Below are 19,695 nucleotides of genomic sequence, written 5' to 3'. Positions count from 1 at the left end.
GCTCGAAAAAAAACAAAAACTATACAGATAGATTGGAATTATTTTGAAATGTTCATCCATTTAGGACAAAGAAAGAGACCATAAGTTATTTAAAAGATGACTGGCGCTTACAATGATATACAACACTTAGCTGTCTCCTGAGTCAGCATAACTGCTTAGTTTTTAGACAAACCTGCAATAAACACACTTTCCAACATTGATGTATTCATCAAGCAACGTGTTGGCGACTGCCTGTAAAACTTCGGTCGGTATACTCATATCGGCTCATAAACGAAAATATAGCGACTAGTATACAAACTTATCAGTCTTCATTCGCCACGTTCAAAACCTTAATCTCAACCTCCACAGTACAAGGATATTCAGCCGCGGTGATGATTTTATTCTCGAGAGAGCTTAACTGACCTTCTGGTATATATAGCAGTTTATCGGGAAACGCGCGGTTTATTTTCAACGGCGCTGAGTAAGAAGTATTTCCCCGAGTGAGAATCACTTGATAATCCTGCTGTTCGTCATAATCGGCACCGGGGTTCATTTCTACATAAGCGTCATGGCCGAGACCAGACAGATTTTTTGACTGGGCGGTGAGTTTGCCAGAGCGAAACAGATTGTCGCCAGTGATTAGCTTGTAATTTTTCCGATCAAGATAAACGACCGTCGGCGCTTTAATCGCGGGTGCGGTCACCTTAACTGCTGGTGGAGCGGTAGTCAAACCATAATCATTTAACTCAGGCCCTAAAATAACATCCTCTTTGAGTTCCTGATAACCTTCTACTTCTTGTTTAATTCGACTTAATATCTGTGCAACCGAAATCGGCCCTATGTTTGTATTCAAGGCACTGGCGAGTCGAGCAAAAATCGTCGCGTTTGATAAGATCTCAGGGATCGAAGGTCGGATTTTTCTGACCTTCTGCACTCTAGTTTCATTGTTAGTATAACTACCATCTTCCTCCCCATATGAGGGCGCGGGCAAAACAACCATCGCCTGCTGTGCGCTGTCAGTCATAAAGGCAGTTTGGATGATGAGGCAGGGTGTTTTTAAGGCTGCTTGTTCTAGCGGGTCGCCCGCAGCGCAGTCAGTAAGCGGATCAGCATCAACCACATAAAACATATCAGGCACACTTTCTGGATCATATTTTTGTAAGCCGGACTGATCGTTATGCAGATCTGGCAGACAGCCCATGAACCACAGACCAAGTTGATTGGGGCGGTCAAACAGGAATTGCACAAATACCTGTTTACCTTGTTGTTGCAGACGTTGTGCGGTTTCCTCTATCCATAACAGACAATTTTTTGCTTGCTGGCTACGCATAAACTCGGTGCCGATGAGTAGGGTGACTGAGTTTGCTTGTTCTAATATAGCTTTACCTGCGCGCACAAAGTCGGACATTCTTTTGTTATGTTCTACATCTAATTCAGCTGTTATTCCCGGTAACTGTACTGAAATCTGTGTTGAAAATAGCGCCGATAATAACGCCGCTTCATTACCCGGCAGCAAACGCAATTTTTCAGTGGCGATATCATCTAAAGCGCAGGGCCTAGAGCTCGTTAGCAACAAATGATTATGATTGTCGCGTTTATGTTGACGGATTAAATAACCAGAGACCGGGTTTTCGTCACTGACATTAGCACCTAATAACAAAATGCAGTCGCTTTTTAGGAGTTCAGTCAGAGGTTGGCGGCTATAAGTTTGGGTGAGCAGGTTTTTCAGTATGTCACTGGTTTCTGGTTGTAGGTTTAGGCCTGAGAATCGACAACTGGCATGGATGTCAGCAGACTGAAACACTTTCCGCATTAACTTCTGAAACATAAAAGCGGTTTCATTAGTTTGCCTTGCAGAGATAAGGCCTTTGATATGTCCGTTACTATTGAGGATATTTTGGGCCCTGTTGCTAATAAAGTTTAACGCTTCTGACCATGATACAGGGGTTAGAACGTCATTTTTACGCAACATAGGTTGGGCAATACGCTGCCCACCGTCGATAAAATCAAACCCAAAACGGCCTTTGGCACACAGCAGTTCACCATTAATACCCGTTTCATATTGGCTTTTAACCCGCGCCAATTTACCTTCACGGGTTTCAATTGTCATACTACAGCCTGTGCCACATAGGCCGCAGGTGGTTTCAAACTTTTCAAGATCCCAAGGCCGCGCTTTGTAACGGTAGGGGGTACTCATTAGCGCACCCACCGGACAGACTTCGATACAGTTACCGCAATGGCTGCAATCTTTTAAGCTGTTACCAACGCCGGTAATTTCTGAATCTAATCCGCGTTCCATGGTGCCAAGCGCCACATCCCCGACCACTTCTTCACAAACACGTACACAACGCTGACACTGGATACAGCGGTTAGCATTAAAGGTGATGACATTATTGAGTTGAATATCGTCGATTCTGAATACGCGTTTCGGATCAACAAGTCTTGAATCGCCTTTGCCATATTCAAATACTGTATCCTGCAGTTCACATTCACCACTTTTATCACAGACAGGGCAGTCGAGCGGGTGGTTGGCCAGTAATATTTCCAGCATATCCTCGCGGCTGGCGACTACTTTTTCCGAATGGGTGAGTACCGCCATGCCTTCCGACACCACGGTGGCACAAGCGGGCTCTAGTTTTGGTCTGCCTTCGATTTCGATGAGACACATGCGGCAGCTGGCTAAGATTGACAGTCGGTCCTGATAACAGAACGTCGGGATCTCAATTGTGCAGGCGCGGGCGGCGTTAAGGATAGTGGTGCCTGCTTCGACCTCCATATCCTGACCATTGATTTTGAAGCTGATCATGAGTTTGTCCTGTCGTGTATTGGGATTGTTTGTTGGGTGATCAGCGCGTCATACTCATGAGGAAAATGTTTCAGGGTGGCCCTGATCGCCCAAGCGGCACCGACACCCAGTGCGCAGAAGCTATTGTTAAATACACCGCCGCATATTACCTGCAACTGCTCTAGATCCCCGGGGCGACCTTGGCCAGACTCGATGCGGTTTAGGATCTTACTGGCCCAAGGGAGACCTTCTCGGCAAGGTGCACATTTGCCGCAGCTTTCATGCGAGAAGAACTCGGCGATCCGTCTGCCTACTGCGGGTATTGATGCGGTGTCATCCAGTGCGATCACTGCAGCAGACCCCATCATGCTGTCGGCGGTAGCTAGATCGGCAAAATTCATTTTTACATCTAACCCTGCTAAAGGGATCATTGGCGCGGATAATCCGCCTGGGATCACGGCTTTGAATTTCCCAGTTAACGGTCCGCCGCCATAGTCATAAACCAATTCATTCAGCGAAAGTCCCATCGGCAGCTCAACGATCCCCGGATTCTGCAACTGTCCGCTTAGACCGAATAGGCGTGGACCGGGCGCATCATCAGGGCCGATGGAAGTAAACCAATCAACGCCTTTGGCAAAGATATGCGTCACACAAACAAAGGTTTCAACGTTATTGATCACGGTCGGACAGTCATAAAGACCTGAGACTGCAGGGAAAGGGGGTTTTAATTTCGGTTGACCGCGTCGGCCTTCGATGGATTCCAGCAACGCAGTTTCTTCACCGCAGATATAAGCACCGGCACCTTTATGCACGTAGATATTGAGACAAAAATCGGTGTTAAATATATGCTGGCCAAGATAGCCTTTGGCGTAGGCGGCCTTGATTGCCTGCGTGATCATATCAATTGATAAGCCATATTCACCGCGAATATAAATATAAGCCACCTTAGCTCGAATAGCGTAAGCAGCAATGATCATGCCTTCAATCACCCTGTGTGGGTCTCGCTCCATAAGCAGGCGGTCTTTGAAAGTGCCAGGTTCACCTTCATCGGCGTTACAACACAGGTAATGGATTTTGCCATCGTCTTTGGGCACAAAACTCCATTTCAAACCAGTGGGAAAACCGGCACCGCCGCGACCGCGCAGGTTGGAGGCTTTGACTGTGTCGATCACCTTATCTGGAGAATAAGTTGTCAGGATTTTTTTGAGTCCCTGATAGCCACCGGTTTTTTCATAAAACTCAATATTGGTCGAATCCGGATGGGTGATATATTTTAGTAACACAAGTTCGCTCATGGCCCATTTCCTGCTGAAGACTCAGTCCCCGTTGATGGCCCCTTGTCCGTTGCGGCGTTATTTTCTTCCACAGACGGCTTTATGCTTGACTGTGATAACTGGTCGAGAAGCTTGTCTACCCGCTCTTTTGATAGGTTAGTGTGATAAGTTTCATTAACCATCATGGCGGGCGCGAGATCGCAGGAACCGATACACTCAACCGTGGTCAGGGTAAAAAGGCCATCTGTGCTGGTATCACCTTGGTTAATCCCGAGCCGGGTTTGCAGGTGGTCCAGCAGATCATAGGCGCCGCGCAACATGCAGGGGACATTGGTGCAGAGCTGGAGGTGATATTTGCCGATGTTTTTATTCTTATACAAGGTGTAGAAACTGGCCAGTTCAAATACCCAGATCTCAGGTACATCTAAGATCTCTGAGATAGCCTGATAGGCCGTTTCGTCGATGAAACCATATTTCTCCTGAGCCAGATACAGCGCCGGCATGATCGCGCTGCGCTGGGTAGGATAGCGTTTTACTATGTCAGCGATGGGTGCAGTGAGATCGGCGATGATCGCTTGTCTGGAATATTCTGCCGTCATTTATCCACCTCCTTCATCACCGGATCGAGTGAGCCGATCATAGCGATCACATCGGCCAGATACTTCAAATTGGTGGTGCGGTCGGTAAGCGCCTGTAGGTTGACAAACGAGGGCGCTCTGATCTTGACTCGAAACGGTTTTTCAGTGCCATCGCTGATGATGTAAAAGCCAAGCTCACCTTTAGGCGCTTCGATGGCGGTATAAACTTCGCCTTTGGGCACCTTGAAACCTTCTGCCGCTAGTTTGAAATGATGAATATGGGCTTCCATAGAATGGGCAAGCAGGTCTTTATTGACTGGAAAGGCGATCTTTGGATCATCGATTAAAAATAGGCCGGGCTGCATTTGCGCGACACATTGGCGGATCATCTTTAGGCTTTCGTGCATTTCGTCAACCCGGCATTTCCAACGGTCATAACAGTCGCCATCGGTGCGCACGATAACGTTAAAATCGAGTCTGTCGTAAATCTCGTAAGGGGCATCGCGGCGGATATCCCAGTCGATACCGGAAGCCCTGAGACAGGGTCCACTAAGGCCGAGGGCGATAGCATCTTCCCCAGTGATGTTGCCGACATTTTCTACCCGGGCCAGAAATACCCGGTTGTTGCCCACCAGATTTTCATAATCAGAAATACTGTTTTCGAAGATGTCACAAAATTCAATAATACGTTCGACACAGCCGTCAGGCAGATCTTCTCTTACCCCGCCAACTCGGCAGAAGGAGGTGTGCATACGCGCGCCGCTGATCATCTCCATCAGGTCCATGATCATTTCTCGGTCACGCATGGTATACAGCAAGGTTGTTATCGCGCCTACGTCCATTGGCAATGCACCAGTGATCAGCAGGTGTCCAGAGATCCGGGACAGTTCTGCCATTAATACCCGGATATATTGCGCACGTTCTGGTGCCTTGATCCCCAGTAATGACTCTACCGCCAGCGCATAGCCCAGGTTATTGGACGGCTGACAGAGATAATCCAACCGATCGGTGAGTGGAAAGATCTGGGTATAAGTGAAACTTTCACACAGCTTTTCGGTGCCTCTGTGTAACAGACCTATGTGCGGTTCGATGCGTTTTACTATTTCACCGTCCATCTGTAACAACAGGCGTAATACCCCGTGGGTGCTGGGATGCTGCGGCCCGAGATTCATCAATACTTCGCGGCTTAGTCCATCTTCATTGTTACTCTCGTGGATGATATTAACATCGGTCATAGAATATCTCCGATGGGGTGCTTGGTTGTGGGTGTCGTTGTAGTCGAGGTTGCGCCCGGTTTCTCTTCGCCAAACGGATTATATTTATCTTTGTAACCCCGCAGCGGAAAATCCTTGCGCATAGGCCAGCCTTCAAATTCTTGCCACATATAGATCCGGCGCAAGTCAGGGTGGCCTTCGAAGACGATGCCAAACATGTCATAGGCTTCCCGTTCATGCCAGTTGGCGGTGGTCCACAGGTGGGTGATGGTCGGTGCTTTGGGTGGATCCTCTAGCGGGCATTTGATGCGCAATCGCCAGCCCAGCGAAATTGAGTAAAGGTGATAGACCAGCTGATAGCGCGGGGTATTCGGGTGAAAATCAATACCGCCGATATCAGCCATAAAATTAAATTTAAACGCGTCGTCATCGCGTAAAAACAAACACAGTTCAACCAGGTCTTTCGGGCTGACCACGACACAGGGCATATCGATGACGTTTGGATCGATGCTGATGCGGCCGTTGAAACTATCGATGAGCTGGTTAAGTGGAAACTGCCCCGACATGATCATACATTTTCTTTCACAAAGGCAGATTGTTCTTTTGTATTATAAATAGAGACTGGGGTAGTTTGCTCTTGATCCTGCTTAGGTTGACGGTTGTTGGTGATCTGTTCTTGTAATAGCACCATGGCATGTAAGAGAGCATCTGGGCGAGGCGGACAACCAGCCACATGCACATCAACGGGGACAAAAAGATCGGAACCTTGCACCACTGAATAGGTATTATAAACACCGCCTGAGATAGCGCAGGTACCCATGGCTATCACATACCTCGGCTCTGGCATCTGATCATAAAGACGCCTGATAATCGGTGCCATTTTTTTGGTCACGGTACCGGCGATAATCATCACGTCTGACTGGCGGGGAGATGAGCGGAATACCACGCCAAAACGGTCAAGATCATATCGGGCACAACCAGCCGCGATCATTTCGATGGCACAGCAAGCGATGCCAAAGGTTTCTGGCCACAGGGATGATTTTCGGCTCCAGTTAATAATACTATCGGAGGTGGTAAAAAGTACATTGTCTTTGTAGCGTTCTGTTAGACTTCCCATTCCAAAGCTCCTTTTATCCAAGCGTAGATAAATCCCACCAACAGCATCACAATAAAAATAACCATTTCGATATAACCAAACAGGCCGAGGTCTGATAGCACTACCGCCCAAGGGAACAGAAACATGGTTTCCACGTCAAATACCACAAACAGGATGGCAACCACAAAATACTGCACCTTAAAGAGTCCAGCTGACGCTTCCCCAACATGGTCTACACCGCATTCATAGGGCCGGTTCTTTTCTGGATAGGGATTGTCTGGCCTGAGCAGGCGGGAGACAGTCAGGATAAATGCGGCCAGCATAATCACCACCGCAACCATCAAAAACACCGGTAAAAAATCAATAGGCATTTACTCCGCTCTCCTACAACTACGCTCTTTTTAACTGTAGTCTTGTTTTGGGGTTTTATCCAAGACTAAGGGGGATTGAATTGGCGACAAAACCAAGGAACCCAGCGGGTAATAATCCAGTCAACAAGGTACCGACTGTGGCAATGAATAAAACAATGCGTATGGATGGGGTAAGCTGTATCTCGGCCGCTTGTGTTGGTGCTGGTGGCTGTACATACATCAACATGATAATACGAATATAAAACCAGGCCGAGACGGCGCTTAGCAGTACGGCGATCACTGCCAGCATCACATGGCCTTTATCTACAAGGGCTGTCAGCACATAAAATTTGGCAAAAAAGCCACCGGTTGGCGGAATACCAGCCAGAGAAAATAAAAAGATCAGACTCATAAAAGCCAGTCCGGGATGGGTTTTTGCCAAACCCGAAAAATCCTCGATGGGTTCACCTAGCCTGACACCTTTATTTAACAGAATGATGACGGCAAAAATACCAATGGTCATAAACGTATAAACCAGCAGATAAAGCATGATACTCGCCATGCCATCTCGGCCTCCTGCCACCAGCCCCAACATCAGAAAACCAGCGTGGGCAATACTGGAATAAGCCAGCATGCGTTTGATATTTTTTTGAACCAGCGCCACAAAGCTGCCCAGCGCCATCGTCAGCACGGCAATACCCGCAATGTTTAAAATCCAAATGGGCTGTAGCACCGCAAGATCCAGCATGAAAATGCGCATGATAACGGCAAATGCGGCCGCTTTGGAGGCCACCGACATATAAGCGGTGATCGGTGACGGGGCACCTTCATAAATGTCTGGCACCCACATGTGGAAGGGAACAGCCCCGACTTTAAATAACAGACCAACCAGCATAAACAAGGTTGCCAGGATCAGCATCGGGTCGGACAAATCTAAGGTAGATAGCGCTACAGCCATATCTTTGAGATTAGTGGTGCCGGTCAAACCATAAAATAAAGACATACCGTAAAGGATAATACCGGACGAGAAAGCGCCAAGAATGATGTACTTTAAAGACGCTTCATTGGATCTGACGTCAGTTTTGAGGAAACCCGTTAACACATAAATAGATAAAGCCTGCAGTTCCAGACCGAGATATATGAGCAGGAGATCGGTGCTGGATACCATGATCATAGTGCCTACTAGTGCAAACAGCAGTAAGGCATAATACTCACCCTGAAACACCCCTTCTTTGCGTAGATAGCTACCTGACATAAGCACGGTTAACGTGGTGCCAAGATAAAGGATAACTTTGAAAAAAGTGGAAAAACCATCAACCACGAACATACCCGCATAAGCTGTTTGCGGAAAGTCGGATAGGGAATAACTCATACCAGCGGCCAGCAAGATCATGAACACCGAAACGCCTGCCAGCAGCTGATCTTGGCGCGGATGTGGCACCAGCGATAACATCAAAGCCACGCAGGCACCGATAATGAGGATAATTTCCGGCCCGCTCGCCAATACCGACTGACTGATAGCCGTTAGATCTACAGTGACTAAGTCAACAGCGGTTGGTTTTTCAGCGATCCCGCTCATAAGCCTGCTCCCAATGTTTGCTCAAGCAGGTGTGTTAGGGTCGGCTGCAAAATACTGAGGAAGGGTTTAGGATAAAACCCGATCCAAAACACAAAGATCAGCAGCGGTAGTGCGCAACAGATCTCGCGTTTATTGAGATCCCACATCTTGATTGCGTTAGGAATACGGATCGGTCCCAATAGCATCTGACGATAAATGCCTAACAGGTAAGCTGCGCCGAGCAAAGCCCCTAGCACACCGGCAGTCGCGGCCCAGTTATTGACACCAAACGTCCCTGACAGCACCAGAATTTCGCCAATAAATCCGTTGGTTCCGGGTACCGCCATGGAAGACAGTAAAAACAGTGCGAAAAATATGCCGTAGAAGGGAACCGCTTTGAGCAACCCGCCATAAGCGGGAATATCCCGAGAATGGGTGCGCTCATACACCAGACCAATAAACAGGAATAAGGCCCCCGTGGTAATGCCGTGGTTAAACATCTGGATCACCGCACCCGTTGTACCATTGATAGTGAAAGTAAAAAGCCCTAACGTGATAAATCCCATGTGGCTGATACTGGAATAAGCGATCAGTTTTTTGATGTCCTGCTGCGCTAACGCGAGGAACCCCCCATAGACGATCGCGACAGCCGACAAACCTTGCATTAGCGGGGCAAAATAATGGGAAGCATCGGGTAACATTGGCAACGAAAAACGAATAAAACCGTACGCGCCCATTTTTAGCAGTACCCCAGCCAGAATAATACTGCCCGCGGTGGGGGCTTGTACATGGGCATCCGGTAGCCAGGTATGGAATGGGACCATCGGCACCTTGACCGCAAATGCGATTAGAAACGCGATAAACACCCAGCGCTGCAACTCAAAGTCATATGACACATCCATTAGCGCTAAGATGTCGAAGGTACGTCCGCCAGCGAAATACAGCACCAATATCCCCACCAGAAAAATCAGACTGCCAGCGAGGGTATAAAGAAAAAACTTAAACGCGGCATAGATGCGATCTTCACCGCCCCAGATCCCTATCATCAGATACATGGGCACCAGCATTGCTTCCCAAAACACATAAAACAGCAGCAGATCCAACGCGCAGAACACCCCAAGCATCAGACTCTGGATCGCCAGTAGGCAGATCATAAATTCTTTAATCCGCTTAGCAATGGCGGTCCAAGACGCTAACACACAGATCCAGCCGAGCAGGGAGGTTAAGAACAGAAATAATACACTGACCCCGTCAACGCCTAATTTATAGGTTATGCCCAGAGATGGTACCCAGGGTTTGCTCTCCACGAATTGCATCTGCGCAGTGCTATTATCAAAAATGACCAGCAACCAGGTGGCAATTAAGAAGTCGACAAATAAGACGGTAAACGTAAACCCGCGCACCGTGTTATTGCCAGACAAGAAGGGCACTAATAAGGCGGCTATTGCTGGCAGGAATATCAATATGCTTAATATCGGCACACTTGTCATGAAGAAAGGTGCTATGAAGAAAGGGGCCATAAAGAAGTCTGTCATAACGCCTCACTCCCAATCAGCACATAAACGGCGATCACCAAAAATAGGCCAATCACCATCGCCAGGGCATAATGGGAAACAATGCCGGTTTGCAGACGACGCAACAAGTTACCGCTTTTCATTGCGGTTTTAGCCACGCCGTTAACCGCGCCGTCGACAACGTGAGTATCGACGATCAGGCTGTGTTTTGACAATCGGTGCAGGGTATTGAGGATAACGCCATCACCCAGCGTGATGACTCTTTGTTCCCACTGCGCAACCGGTTTATTCGCCAGCCACATAAAGGCGGCAGCCCCGCGCCGGTAAAACCAGTCGGTATCGATGCTGATGGTATTCTTGGGATTGAGGTATTTAAGTAACAGTACAAAAGCCAATAGGGTGAACATCAATATACCGAGACTTTCGGTGATATGTGCACCGGTATAGGGTTCAAACTCAACAGCATAAGGCAGCATGTTATAAAGCACACCGGGAAAGAGTCCGATGCTAATGCAGAAGCATGCGGCAATGCCCATGGCCACTAACATATTGATTGGCGGCTCCTTGGGGCGAAGGCCTGAGTCTTTACCAAAAAACATATAATAAGGCAGTTTAAGCCCTGTCGACAGGAAGGTACCGGAAGACGCTAACATAAGTAACAGCGTGGCTGTCGCGTGATGATCCCCGGCGGCCGCGGCGATGACCATACTTTTACTGACGAAACCACTGAAGAAGGGAAAACCGGCGATAGCAAATGCGCCAATCATGTAAAGCGCTACCGTCCAGGGCATGGTTCGGTAGAGGCCGCCGAGTTCGGTCAGTTTACGTTTGCCGGTCATGTGGATGACTGCGCCAGCCCCCATAAACAATAGGCCTTTATAGAGGATATGCGCGAAGGCATGAGAAGAGCTACCGTTCAGGGCCATTTCGGTGCCGATACCAATGCCGGCGATCATATACCCGACCTGACTGACAATATGATAGCTGAGCAGGCGACGACAATCATTTTCCAGCATCGCGAATATCACCCCGTAGAGGGCCATAAATACCCCAAAACCGATCAGGACGTCTGCGCCGGGGTAGGCGCGGATCATCACATAAACTGCAGTTTTGGTGGTGAAGGCACTTAAGAATACTGCCCCTGTCACGGTCGCCTCCGGATAAGCATCGGTGAGCCAAGCATTTAACGGTGGCACTGCGGCGTTTATCATAAAGGCGATCAGGATCAGGGTATAGGCTATCCCCCCTTGCTGCGCGCCATCTATCGGACCAAACAAGTAAGATCCGGTTTCAAGGCCATGCAGGACAATACCGGCAAACAGCAACACCCCGCCAGTGACATGCACCATCAGATAACGAAAGCCTGCTTTCACGGCCGGATCTTTCCGAGTGGCAAAGATCAGGTAAGCAGAGGCAAATGCCATGATCTCCCAGCCGACTAACAGGGTAAACCAGTCACCAGCAAAGAGCACGAGAAAGGCACTGCCCATATAAAGAAACGCCGCCACTCTTTCGCCGGTATGACTGATGTGCAAGCTATAAATGTTGCCGATCAGCGCCGCAATAGCAAACACCCAGCCAAAAAATAGACTCAGTTTGTCAACTTTGAACATGACCAATGAGATACCGGCAAAGTTAATTTCGCCGAAGCTTCCCATTTCCATCTGGGTAAGAGAAAAGATCACCAGCAGTGGAATGATGATGGAGTAGGATTTTTGGCTATTGCCTTTAAATAACGGCAGCAGCAGACCGCCAACGAGTAGCAGAACGGCTGGCATCATGGCGAAGGAGAACCATTCAGTCATAATAGTCTTCCTTCTTGGAGAGTCCGATTTTTTTGCCGATGAATTTGCTGACTAATACAATCAAGCCGCAGCCTATAAACCCAAGCAGCGCTCCCCAGCCGGGTATAGCATCCCAAAAGTTATAACCGTGCGGTCTGGCAACCATAAAATCGGCAATCACGATGCCCACTAAAATGACGACTAACAGACGCCAGCGTGTTCTGGTGTATTTTTTGTCACCAAAGAAGTTGACCAGTTTTGCCATCATGGTAGTGATCCTACTGTAATAAGGTCTCTGTCGACAAATGCCTCTGCGACTAAGGTATTGGCTAGGCCTAAAAAATAGTCTGGATAGAGTCCCAGGAGCAAAGACAATAGTGCGGTGATCAGTAAGGGTATCGCGACCATTGGGATCTCATGGATATCATTGGCCGCCACCAGTGACGGATCTTGTGGTATTTTTTCAGGCTCAAAAAAGGCTTTATAGGTGACAGGCAGAAAATAAGCCGCATTAAGCACAGCGCTAACCAGCAGTACGATTAGCAGCGCCATTTGTCCGGCATCTACAGCACCCACAACTAGATACCATTTACTGATAAACCCACCGGTTGGCGGGATGCCAATCATACCGAGGGAGCCGATAAAAAATGCGGTCATGGTCAAAGGCAGTCTTTTACCTATGCCGGAAAGATCACTGATCTTCTTGCGGTGGCTGGCACAATAGATAGAACCCGCGCAGAAGAACAGGGTGATCTTTGAAAAGGCATGGGCGGCGATATGGATTATTCCCCCCATGGCCGCCATCGGTGTCAGCATGGCGGCGCCGAGAATGATATAAGAGAGTTGGCTGACGGTGGAATAGGCCAGTCTGGCTTTTAAATCGTCCCGGGTCAGCGCATAAATAGAGGCGGTAACGATGGTGAACGACACCAGATAAGCGGTGATGATACCAAGACCCAATGTACTCATCAGGTTGATACCAAAGACATGGAAAATGACCCGTAACAGACAGAATACCCCCATCTTGACTACCGCAACCGCATGTAACAAAGCGCTGACCGGCGTCGGTGCGACCATGGCCGCTGGCAGCCAGGCGTGGAACGGCATGATGGCTGATTTGGCAAATCCAAACAGGTAACAGAAATAGATAATAATCAATAAGCCATCGGCGGCGACGACATTTTTGAACAGGCCTTGGGGTAAGAAATCAAAGCTGCCGGTAAGTTGATAAGTTAGCGCCAGTGCGGCCAGCAAAAAGGATTTTGAGGCCCCCACCAAATAGACGATATATCGTTTGCTACCATGCCAGGATGCCTGGTTTTCTTTATGATAAACCAGAGGGTAAGTGATAAGGCTGAGTAGTTCGTAAAAAATCACCAGCGTAAACAGATTAGCGGCAAATGCTCCCCCCACCGCGGCCGATAGCGAGACGGCAAAAGAGGCATAGAATCGGGTCTGATTTTGCTCATTCTGGCTGCGCATATAACCGATGCAATAAATGGCGGCTAATATCCATAATAGGCTGGAGACGGTGGCAAATACCATGCCCAGCGCGTCAACACGAAAGGCAAAATCAACCCCTGGCAGGATCTCAAATAAAGTCAGGTCGACAGTATTGCCGGCCAGTATTAACGGCGCCATGGAAATAACGATGATGAACTTTATCACCGCGGCTACAACCGATACCGCATCCCGTGCGTTGGGGCGATTATGCAGGCACAGTATGACGCCCGCAGCAATGAGCGAGACTATGACCGCTAAAGCCGGTCTTATGGATAACATTAAGTCCAAATTCAGTAATTCCATATTGATAAGAGTCATCAATCCAGTCTCAGCCCTTCATTATTGTTAGGTCATCTACTTCCAACGTGCGTTTGTTGCGTAATAAAGCCACCAGTATGCCGAGTGCAATAGCGACTTCGGCTGCGGTGACCGCAATAATAAAAATAGCCATGATCTGGCCGCGGGGATCGTTCATTTCATACCCGAAAGCAAGCAGATTGATATTGACACTGTTGAGCATGAGTTCGAGAGACATCAGCACAATCAAAACATTACGCCGGAGCAATACGCCTGCTGCGCCAATGACAAATAAAATGGCGGCCAATATCAAATACCAAGAGATGGGGATCATTTGGATGCCTCCTTGGTGGTTCTTTTTTTGTGTTCGCTAGATCTGTAATTAGTACCGTTACTTTGCGCCAGCACTACCGCGCCGATCAGGGCGACCAGTAGGATGACCGATGCCACCTCGAAGGGCAGCAGAAAATCCCTGAATAAAGTTAAGCTTAGTTGCTTGGTTGGTTCATCGCCAATGACGCTTTGCTGAGCCATCACCGCATGCAGACGGCTGCTTTGGCTGAGTAGGAATAACAGCTCTGATGCCAGTGCCAGCAGCGCGACTATGGCCGGTATTGCCCCTTTTTGAATAAATCGACGGCTATTGATAAACCGACCATGGGCTTCTTTACGTACGTCTAACATCATGATGACGAATAAAAACAGCACCATAATGGCACCGACATAAACAAATAGCTGGATCACCGCCAGAAACGGTGATCCCAGTAGGACAAACAGGGCTGCGATCTGCACAAAACAGGCGACCAGAGATAGGGCACTGTGGATCGGATTTCTGGCGACAACAACCAGCAAGCCAGTGCCGATGGCAACCAAGGCAAGTAAGATAAAAAATTGTTGCTCCATTGATTGATCCTTTTTTTGTTATTTTTGTCGTTTTAGCAATTGCCACCAGTCGTAGCCTTTTACGTTAGCCTGAGCGATGGTTTTACCACTGCCATCTTTAGCCAGCGATGCTGGGATAACGGTGCCAGCCCCTTCTTCAGCCTTACGTGGCGCGGCGATTAAGTCTTCAAGATGCACCACTAACGCCTCGGCGCTGGTGGTCGCAACCTCATATTCCTGACCGAGCTTGATCGCGTCAGCCGGGCAGGCATCTTCACACAAGCCGCAATAAAGGCAGCGCGCCAAATCGATATCAAACACTTTTGGTCGTCGGTTACCTTTTTCATCTTCATAGGGCACCACAGTGATGCAGTCACAAGGACAGATCTTGGCACACAGCTCACAGCCGACACAGTTCACGTCGCCTTCATCGTTGGTTTTCATGAAATGATGCCCGCGATGACGATGGTAAGGCAGCCATTTTTCATGGTCCGGATATCTGTGGGTTATAATTCTGGAAAACATATAGCGTAATGTCAGCCGCAGTGCGCGCCACAGATCACTGAATAACAGCCATCCGATCCAACTTTGCTTTTGTTGTCGTGTTCTGGCCATGTTGGCCTCCCGGTATAAGCGATACCTCATACCTCATTTGTTTATCCCGTTTTGCTGGGTAACGAGATGGTCTTAAAACATAAAAAATCCGCTAATTAAAATGTTTACTAGCGACAGGGGCAAAAGCACCTTCCAGCCAATCGCCATTAACTGATCATAACGGTAACGTGGAAAGGTAAAACGGAACCACATAAACACCCAGATGAAAAAACCAACTTTGAGTAACAGCCAGACTGTGTCTGGTATAAAGGGGGGGGCGCCATGCCAACCGCCAAAAAACAGCATTACATTGAGAAAGCCGATGATCACGACGCCCAAATACTCGCTAAGCATAAAAAATGAAAAGCGTATGCCGCTATATTCGGTATGATAACCGGCACCCAGATCGCCTTCGGCCTCTGGTAAATCGAACGGAATACGCTGAACTTCGGCCAGTCCTGCCACAAAGAATACAAAAAAACCTAAGGGTTGATAGACCACATTCCACATGTCTTTTTGGGCGGTGACTATATCCATCATATTCATCGAGTTAGCCAGCATCACCACGCCAATGACAGAGAACCCCATGGGGATTTCATAACTGATCATCTGGGCAATCGCCCTGAGGCTACCGAGCACCGCATATTTACTGTTGGAGGCCCAGCCAGCGAGGATGATCCCAAAGATGCCGATGCCGCTAACCGCGAGAATAAACAACAGTCCGACATTCATATTTGACAGACTGAGCATCACTTCAGTGCCAAAAATGGTTACTGGCTCCCCGAGAGGGATGGCAACAAACACCACAAAAGGCGGTACCAATGCCACTACAGGGGCTAGTTTGAATAAGAAACGATCGGCGTCGCTGGGGATGTGATCTTCTTTCGTCAGCAGTTTAATGCCGTCGGCCACGGGCTGTAACAAACCGTGCCAGCCGACCCGCATAGGCCCCGGACGTTGCTGAATATGACCGGCAATTTTGCGCTCCAACCAGGTGAGAGGTAAAGGCAGCAGCAGCAGCACCGCCACCACGACGGCAATCTTGAGTAACATCGGCAGGATCACATATAGGTTGTCCATGCTATTGGGTCTCTTTAAGTTATTGCCTACTAAACCTTAAACGTACTATAAAGGTAGTTTGCGCTTATAACTTAATCAAATATCATTTCGAGGCCAGTACCGAGTTAGGTGTCTCTAGACTCAAGCGTAAAAACCATCACTATTGATTTTCAACATAAAGTGCATCAATAATCGGACAATCATCAATCGAGTGGCCAGCGCCTTTACAGTTGATCACCATTTCATCGAGTGCTGATTGTAGTCGTTGCAAGTCCGCAATTTTTTGTTGTACCTCCGCTATTTTCTGCATTGCCATGGTTTGCACTTCGCCACAATCATGATCTGGCTCATCAATAAATTTGAGCAGTTCCTTTATTTGTTCAATGCTAAATCCAAGCTCACGGCTACGGCGAATGAAATTAAGCCGTTTAACATGAGGTAATGAATAGATGCGATGTCCACCCTCGGTGCGTGGTGGTTTGGGCATCAATTCAGATTTTTCATAATAGTGTACGGTTTCTACTTTGCATTTAGCTTGTTTGGCGATCTGCCCGATTGAGAATTGTTGCATATTTATTTAAAACCTCCTTGAACCTATAGTTACTATAGGTTCTATAATAACAAATATACACAAAATTGAGGAACAAATGGATGCAAGCCATAATCGCGGACTCCTTACTCAGCTGCCCTGAGTGCGGTCATGAGGAATTACTGACCATGCCGACAGATGCCTGCCTGTGGTTTCATGAGTGTTCAGGTTGCCAGGTGTTACTCAAACCCAAACAAGGTGATTGTTGTGTATTTTGTTCTTATGGTTCAGTCCCTTGTCCACCAATCCAGTTAGAAAGCACGGGGCAGGGAATAGGAGGTTGCGATTGTGGGAAAAGTTAAATGGCATGAGCAATCCTATTTACGCTGGGGGACGCTGTTTATTACCAGCGGAACGCTGTTGTGTTGCGCCTTACCTATTGTGTTGGTCTCTATGGGGTTTGGTGCCGTCGTCGCGAGTTTGAATTTCAACGTACCTGGATTGCTATTTTTAGCTGAATATAAACTTTGGACACTGAGCTTGTCTGCTTTGTTACTGGTGTTCTTGGCGTGGGTGATATGGCGACCGAATCAAAGCTGTCCGGCTGATCCTGAACTGGCCGCACATTGCCAAACCGCCAAACGTTGGAATCAGCGGGTATTTTGGTTAAGCAGTATTATCTGGTGCATTGGCTTTTTCTTTAGTGTGTTGCTATTGCCGTTACGCATATATGTTGGCTTTTAAGGAGGTCGTAAAATGAAAGCATTTCTTACCGTAATTATGTTTTCCGCACTCTTGGTTGTGCAAACTACACTCTTGATTGTTCAGACTGTTCAAGCAAGAACGGTCGAAGTGGAAGTGTACGGCATGACCTGTGCATTCTGTGTGGACAGTTTAGAACGGAAATTTGCAAATATGGCGTCTATTTCTAAAGTGGATGTCAGTCTAAAGCATAAAAGAGTACGGCTAGTCACAGATGAAACCATGCCAAGTATCGAAACTATTAAGCAAGCTGTGTTAGATGCTGGTTTTACACCAGTGAAAGTGACAGTACAGAGTAATGGTCAAGAGTAATGACCAAGAGCAATAACGTTTACGCTATTTGTAACGCTATGTGTTATGTAGTGTGTTGCGTTATTTTACTCTGGCTTGGCATGATAAGCAGTGGTCATAGCATGGGGCTGCGTTCATTTGTGGCGCTGCCGGTAGAAAAAGACGGTGCCGTGATCCGTTTCGTATACGAGCATGTGAAGGCGTCAGATACGGCCTCGGAAAATAGCGAACGTCTGATCGCGAATGTCGCTTATGGACTGAGTGCCAAGCAGACCTTATTATTAGGTTTACCCTATCGGCTGTCACCCTCTGGCAGTGATCGTCAAGGCGATGTATCTGTGTTATATCGACATATCGTCTGGCAGAATGATCGCTTTTCAGGTACCGATCGTTTGGGTTTATTGGCTGGGGTTATTGCGCCTACCGAAAGCGATAGAGATGCTGCTGTTCAGGCAGGTTTTGTGTTCACCCATTTTAAAAATCGCCAGGAAATAGATGTTGATGTGTTATATCAAGCGGGTATGAACGATCGTAAAAATAGCGCTCGTTATGACGTATCCTGGCAATTTAGACTGTTACCGAGTGAACGTGCTGATTGGGGCTTAACACCAGAATTAAACAGTGTTCTAGAGTTAAATGGCCGCTGGCTTGAAGGTAATCGTACAGTGCATCAACTGACGATCGGATTACAGTGGATCCATCAACAATGGGTGCTAGAAGGCGGCATCGCCAAGGATATTAGTAATGGCCATGGATCGCGATACATTATGAGTACCAGATTTCACTTTTGAACTCAAATTCTTAGGACAGCCCCTAGTCGCGGATAATCTTGCAGGCATGGCGCTCACCGTCCTTGGTGGCGAATGCCATTACAGAAAAATAAGTAGCACATAAGCTGAAAATGTCACTGGGCAGGTGCATCAATAATGATGATCTCGGCATCGGATAGCGCTTTGATCGTGACTTCCTGTTGTTTCGTCACTTCCGCGCCATCGCCTGTTTTCATCATTACTGCCCTTTGATTATCGATAAGTTCAAACTCTCCACTGGATGCCAAAACATAGGCTTGGTGTTCAATAGAATGAGTGAACAGGGTGCCTTTCTTCACCTTACCGCCATAGATACGCGCCGCTTGATTGATAAACAGTGCGTTATCTTGCTCGTCTGGGTATCCAGAAACTAATAAGGGTAACGCGACTTTATCTATATGATTAAGAGTATCTGTATTTTCAGAAAATAGCTTGCTGTCCCATCGCGGTTTTACGTTGTGCTTATTCGGTTCGATCCAAATTTGAAATAGCGTTAAGGGCTCTTTCGTTAAATTGTATTCCGAGTGAGTAATACCTGAGCCCGCACTCATTACTTGCACTTCGCCTGCGAGGGTCACGCCTTTATTTCCAGCATTGTCTTGATGAGTGACTGCACCGGAGCGGACAAAGGTAATGATCTCCATATTTTTGTGTGGGTGAGCTGGAAATCCTGTTCCTGCCGCGACCCAGTCGTCATTAACCACTAATAGCGTGCCAAAGCCCATTCTTTTGGGGTTGTAGTAATTAGCAAAACTAAAGTGATGATTGGTTTTTAACCAACCGTGGTTTGCCTTGCCAATCTGCTGAAAAGGATAGTGTTTTATCATTGTATTGTCC

22 protein-coding genes are annotated in these 19,695 nt (G+C 47.7%); 4 read left to right on the top strand and 18 right to left on the bottom strand.

Annotated elements, in window-relative coordinates:
* Positions 1–301 precede the first annotated feature (301 nt).
* The 17 genes from nuoG to MORIYA_RS06135 all read right to left on the bottom strand — a co-directional run bounded on the left by nuoG (position 302) and on the right by MORIYA_RS06135 (position 17,038).
* On the bottom strand, positions 302–2,785 hold the full coding sequence (gene nuoG, locus MORIYA_RS06215) for an NADH-quinone oxidoreductase subunit NuoG (RefSeq protein ID WP_112713608.1): 2,484 nt from the start codon (positions 2,783–2,785) through the stop codon (positions 302–304).
* Positions 2,782–4,059, bottom strand: a complete 1,278-nt coding sequence (gene nuoF, locus MORIYA_RS06210) for an NADH-quinone oxidoreductase subunit NuoF (RefSeq protein ID WP_112713606.1) — start codon at positions 4,057–4,059, stop codon at positions 2,782–2,784. The genes nuoG and nuoF overlap by 4 nt, the downstream gene beginning before the upstream one ends.
* Positions 4,056–4,637 carry an NADH-quinone oxidoreductase subunit NuoE family protein gene (locus tag MORIYA_RS06205; RefSeq protein WP_112713604.1) on the bottom strand — a complete coding sequence of 194 codons (582 nt, stop codon included), beginning with the start codon at positions 4,635–4,637 and terminating at the stop codon, positions 4,056–4,058. The genes nuoF and MORIYA_RS06205 overlap by 4 nt, the downstream gene beginning before the upstream one ends.
* Positions 4,634–5,851, bottom strand: a complete 1,218-nt coding sequence (nuoD, locus tag MORIYA_RS06200) for an NADH dehydrogenase (quinone) subunit D (protein ID WP_112713602.1) — start codon at positions 5,849–5,851, stop codon at positions 4,634–4,636. Before nuoD ends, MORIYA_RS06205 begins: the two co-directional genes overlap by 4 nt.
* Positions 5,848–6,402 (bottom strand): NADH-quinone oxidoreductase subunit C, encoded by a 555-nt coding sequence (locus MORIYA_RS06195; protein WP_112713600.1) that lies wholly within the window; start codon positions 6,400–6,402, stop codon positions 5,848–5,850. The genes nuoD and MORIYA_RS06195 overlap by 4 nt, the downstream gene beginning before the upstream one ends.
* Positions 6,399–6,947 (bottom strand): NuoB/complex I 20 kDa subunit family protein, encoded by a 549-nt coding sequence (locus tag MORIYA_RS06190; protein WP_112713598.1) that lies wholly within the window; start codon positions 6,945–6,947, stop codon positions 6,399–6,401. The genes MORIYA_RS06195 and MORIYA_RS06190 overlap by 4 nt, the downstream gene beginning before the upstream one ends.
* Positions 6,935–7,297, bottom strand: a complete 363-nt coding sequence (locus tag MORIYA_RS06185; protein WP_112713596.1) for an NADH-quinone oxidoreductase subunit A — start codon at positions 7,295–7,297, stop codon at positions 6,935–6,937. The genes MORIYA_RS06190 and MORIYA_RS06185 overlap by 13 nt, the downstream gene beginning before the upstream one ends.
* Before the next feature lie 55 nt (positions 7,298–7,352).
* On the bottom strand, positions 7,353–8,855 hold the full coding sequence (locus MORIYA_RS06180; protein WP_112713594.1) for an NADH-quinone oxidoreductase subunit N: 1,503 nt from the start codon (positions 8,853–8,855) through the stop codon (positions 7,353–7,355).
* Complete coding sequence (locus MORIYA_RS06175; protein ID WP_112713592.1) at positions 8,852–10,369, bottom strand: NADH-quinone oxidoreductase subunit M; 1,518 nt, start codon at positions 10,367–10,369, stop codon at positions 8,852–8,854. Before MORIYA_RS06175 ends, MORIYA_RS06180 begins: the two co-directional genes overlap by 4 nt.
* Entirely contained in the window at positions 10,366–12,153 is a 1,788-nt protein-coding gene (locus tag MORIYA_RS06170; RefSeq protein ID WP_112713590.1) for a Na(+)/H(+) antiporter subunit D, read from the bottom strand. The genes MORIYA_RS06175 and MORIYA_RS06170 overlap by 4 nt, the downstream gene beginning before the upstream one ends.
* The gene (locus MORIYA_RS06165; protein WP_112713588.1) at positions 12,146–12,400 is read right to left on the bottom strand and encodes a hypothetical protein; all 255 of its coding nucleotides are present in this window, start codon (positions 12,398–12,400) and stop codon (positions 12,146–12,148) included. The genes MORIYA_RS06170 and MORIYA_RS06165 overlap by 8 nt, the downstream gene beginning before the upstream one ends.
* Positions 12,397–13,953 (bottom strand): monovalent cation/H+ antiporter subunit D family protein, encoded by a 1,557-nt coding sequence (locus MORIYA_RS06160; protein WP_232011721.1) that lies wholly within the window; start codon positions 13,951–13,953, stop codon positions 12,397–12,399. The genes MORIYA_RS06165 and MORIYA_RS06160 overlap by 4 nt, the downstream gene beginning before the upstream one ends.
* Positions 13,954–13,963: 10 nt before the next feature.
* Positions 13,964–14,266 (bottom strand): NADH-quinone oxidoreductase subunit NuoK, encoded by a 303-nt coding sequence (nuoK, locus tag MORIYA_RS06155; protein ID WP_112713584.1) that lies wholly within the window; start codon positions 14,264–14,266, stop codon positions 13,964–13,966.
* Positions 14,263–14,835: an NADH-quinone oxidoreductase subunit J family protein gene (locus MORIYA_RS06150; protein ID WP_112713582.1), complete on the bottom strand. Its 573-nt coding sequence runs from the start codon at positions 14,833–14,835 to the stop codon at positions 14,263–14,265. Before MORIYA_RS06150 ends, nuoK begins: the two co-directional genes overlap by 4 nt.
* Positions 14,836–14,853: 18 nt before the next feature.
* Positions 14,854–15,429, bottom strand: coding sequence for a 4Fe-4S dicluster domain-containing protein (locus tag MORIYA_RS06145; protein WP_112713580.1), 576 nt, complete (start codon positions 15,427–15,429; stop codon positions 14,854–14,856).
* 72 nt (positions 15,430–15,501) lie between these two features.
* Entirely contained in the window at positions 15,502–16,488 is a 987-nt protein-coding gene (nuoH, locus tag MORIYA_RS06140; RefSeq protein WP_112713578.1) for an NADH-quinone oxidoreductase subunit NuoH, read from the bottom strand.
* Between the two features lie 139 nt (positions 16,489–16,627).
* Positions 16,628–17,038: a MerR family transcriptional regulator gene (locus tag MORIYA_RS06135; RefSeq protein ID WP_112713576.1), complete on the bottom strand. Its 411-nt coding sequence runs from the start codon at positions 17,036–17,038 to the stop codon at positions 16,628–16,630.
* 80 nt (positions 17,039–17,118) lie between these two features.
* Between MORIYA_RS06135 and MORIYA_RS21285 the strand changes: the two genes are divergently transcribed.
* From MORIYA_RS21285 to MORIYA_RS06115, 4 genes are read left to right on the top strand one after another with little or no spacing between them, the layout of a single operon-like run.
* Positions 17,119–17,358, top strand: coding sequence for a GDCCVxC domain-containing (seleno)protein (locus MORIYA_RS21285; protein ID WP_112713574.1), 240 nt, complete (start codon positions 17,119–17,121; stop codon positions 17,356–17,358).
* Positions 17,345–17,740 carry a hypothetical protein gene (locus MORIYA_RS06125; RefSeq protein WP_112713572.1) on the top strand — a complete coding sequence of 132 codons (396 nt, stop codon included), beginning with the start codon at positions 17,345–17,347 and terminating at the stop codon, positions 17,738–17,740. The genes MORIYA_RS21285 and MORIYA_RS06125 overlap by 14 nt, the downstream gene beginning before the upstream one ends.
* A 12-nt stretch (positions 17,741–17,752) precedes the next feature.
* Entirely contained in the window at positions 17,753–18,070 is a 318-nt protein-coding gene (locus MORIYA_RS06120) for a heavy-metal-associated domain-containing protein (RefSeq protein WP_112713570.1), read from the top strand.
* Positions 18,070–18,840 carry a hypothetical protein gene (locus tag MORIYA_RS06115; RefSeq protein WP_232011534.1) on the top strand — a complete coding sequence of 257 codons (771 nt, stop codon included), beginning with the start codon at positions 18,070–18,072 and terminating at the stop codon, positions 18,838–18,840. The genes MORIYA_RS06120 and MORIYA_RS06115 overlap by 1 nt, the downstream gene beginning before the upstream one ends.
* 113 nt (positions 18,841–18,953) lie before the next feature.
* Here MORIYA_RS06115 and MORIYA_RS06110 read toward each other — a convergent pair whose 3' ends face one another.
* Positions 18,954–19,685, bottom strand: a complete 732-nt coding sequence (locus tag MORIYA_RS06110) for a pirin family protein (protein WP_112713568.1) — start codon at positions 19,683–19,685, stop codon at positions 18,954–18,956.
* Between the last annotated feature and the right edge of the window lie 10 nt (positions 19,686–19,695).

The sequence above is a fragment of the Moritella yayanosii genome, assembly GCF_900465055.1.
Taxonomy (GTDB): domain Bacteria; phylum Pseudomonadota; class Gammaproteobacteria; order Enterobacterales; family Moritellaceae; genus Moritella; species Moritella yayanosii.
This window is presented reverse-complemented; position numbering and strand designations above follow the sequence as displayed.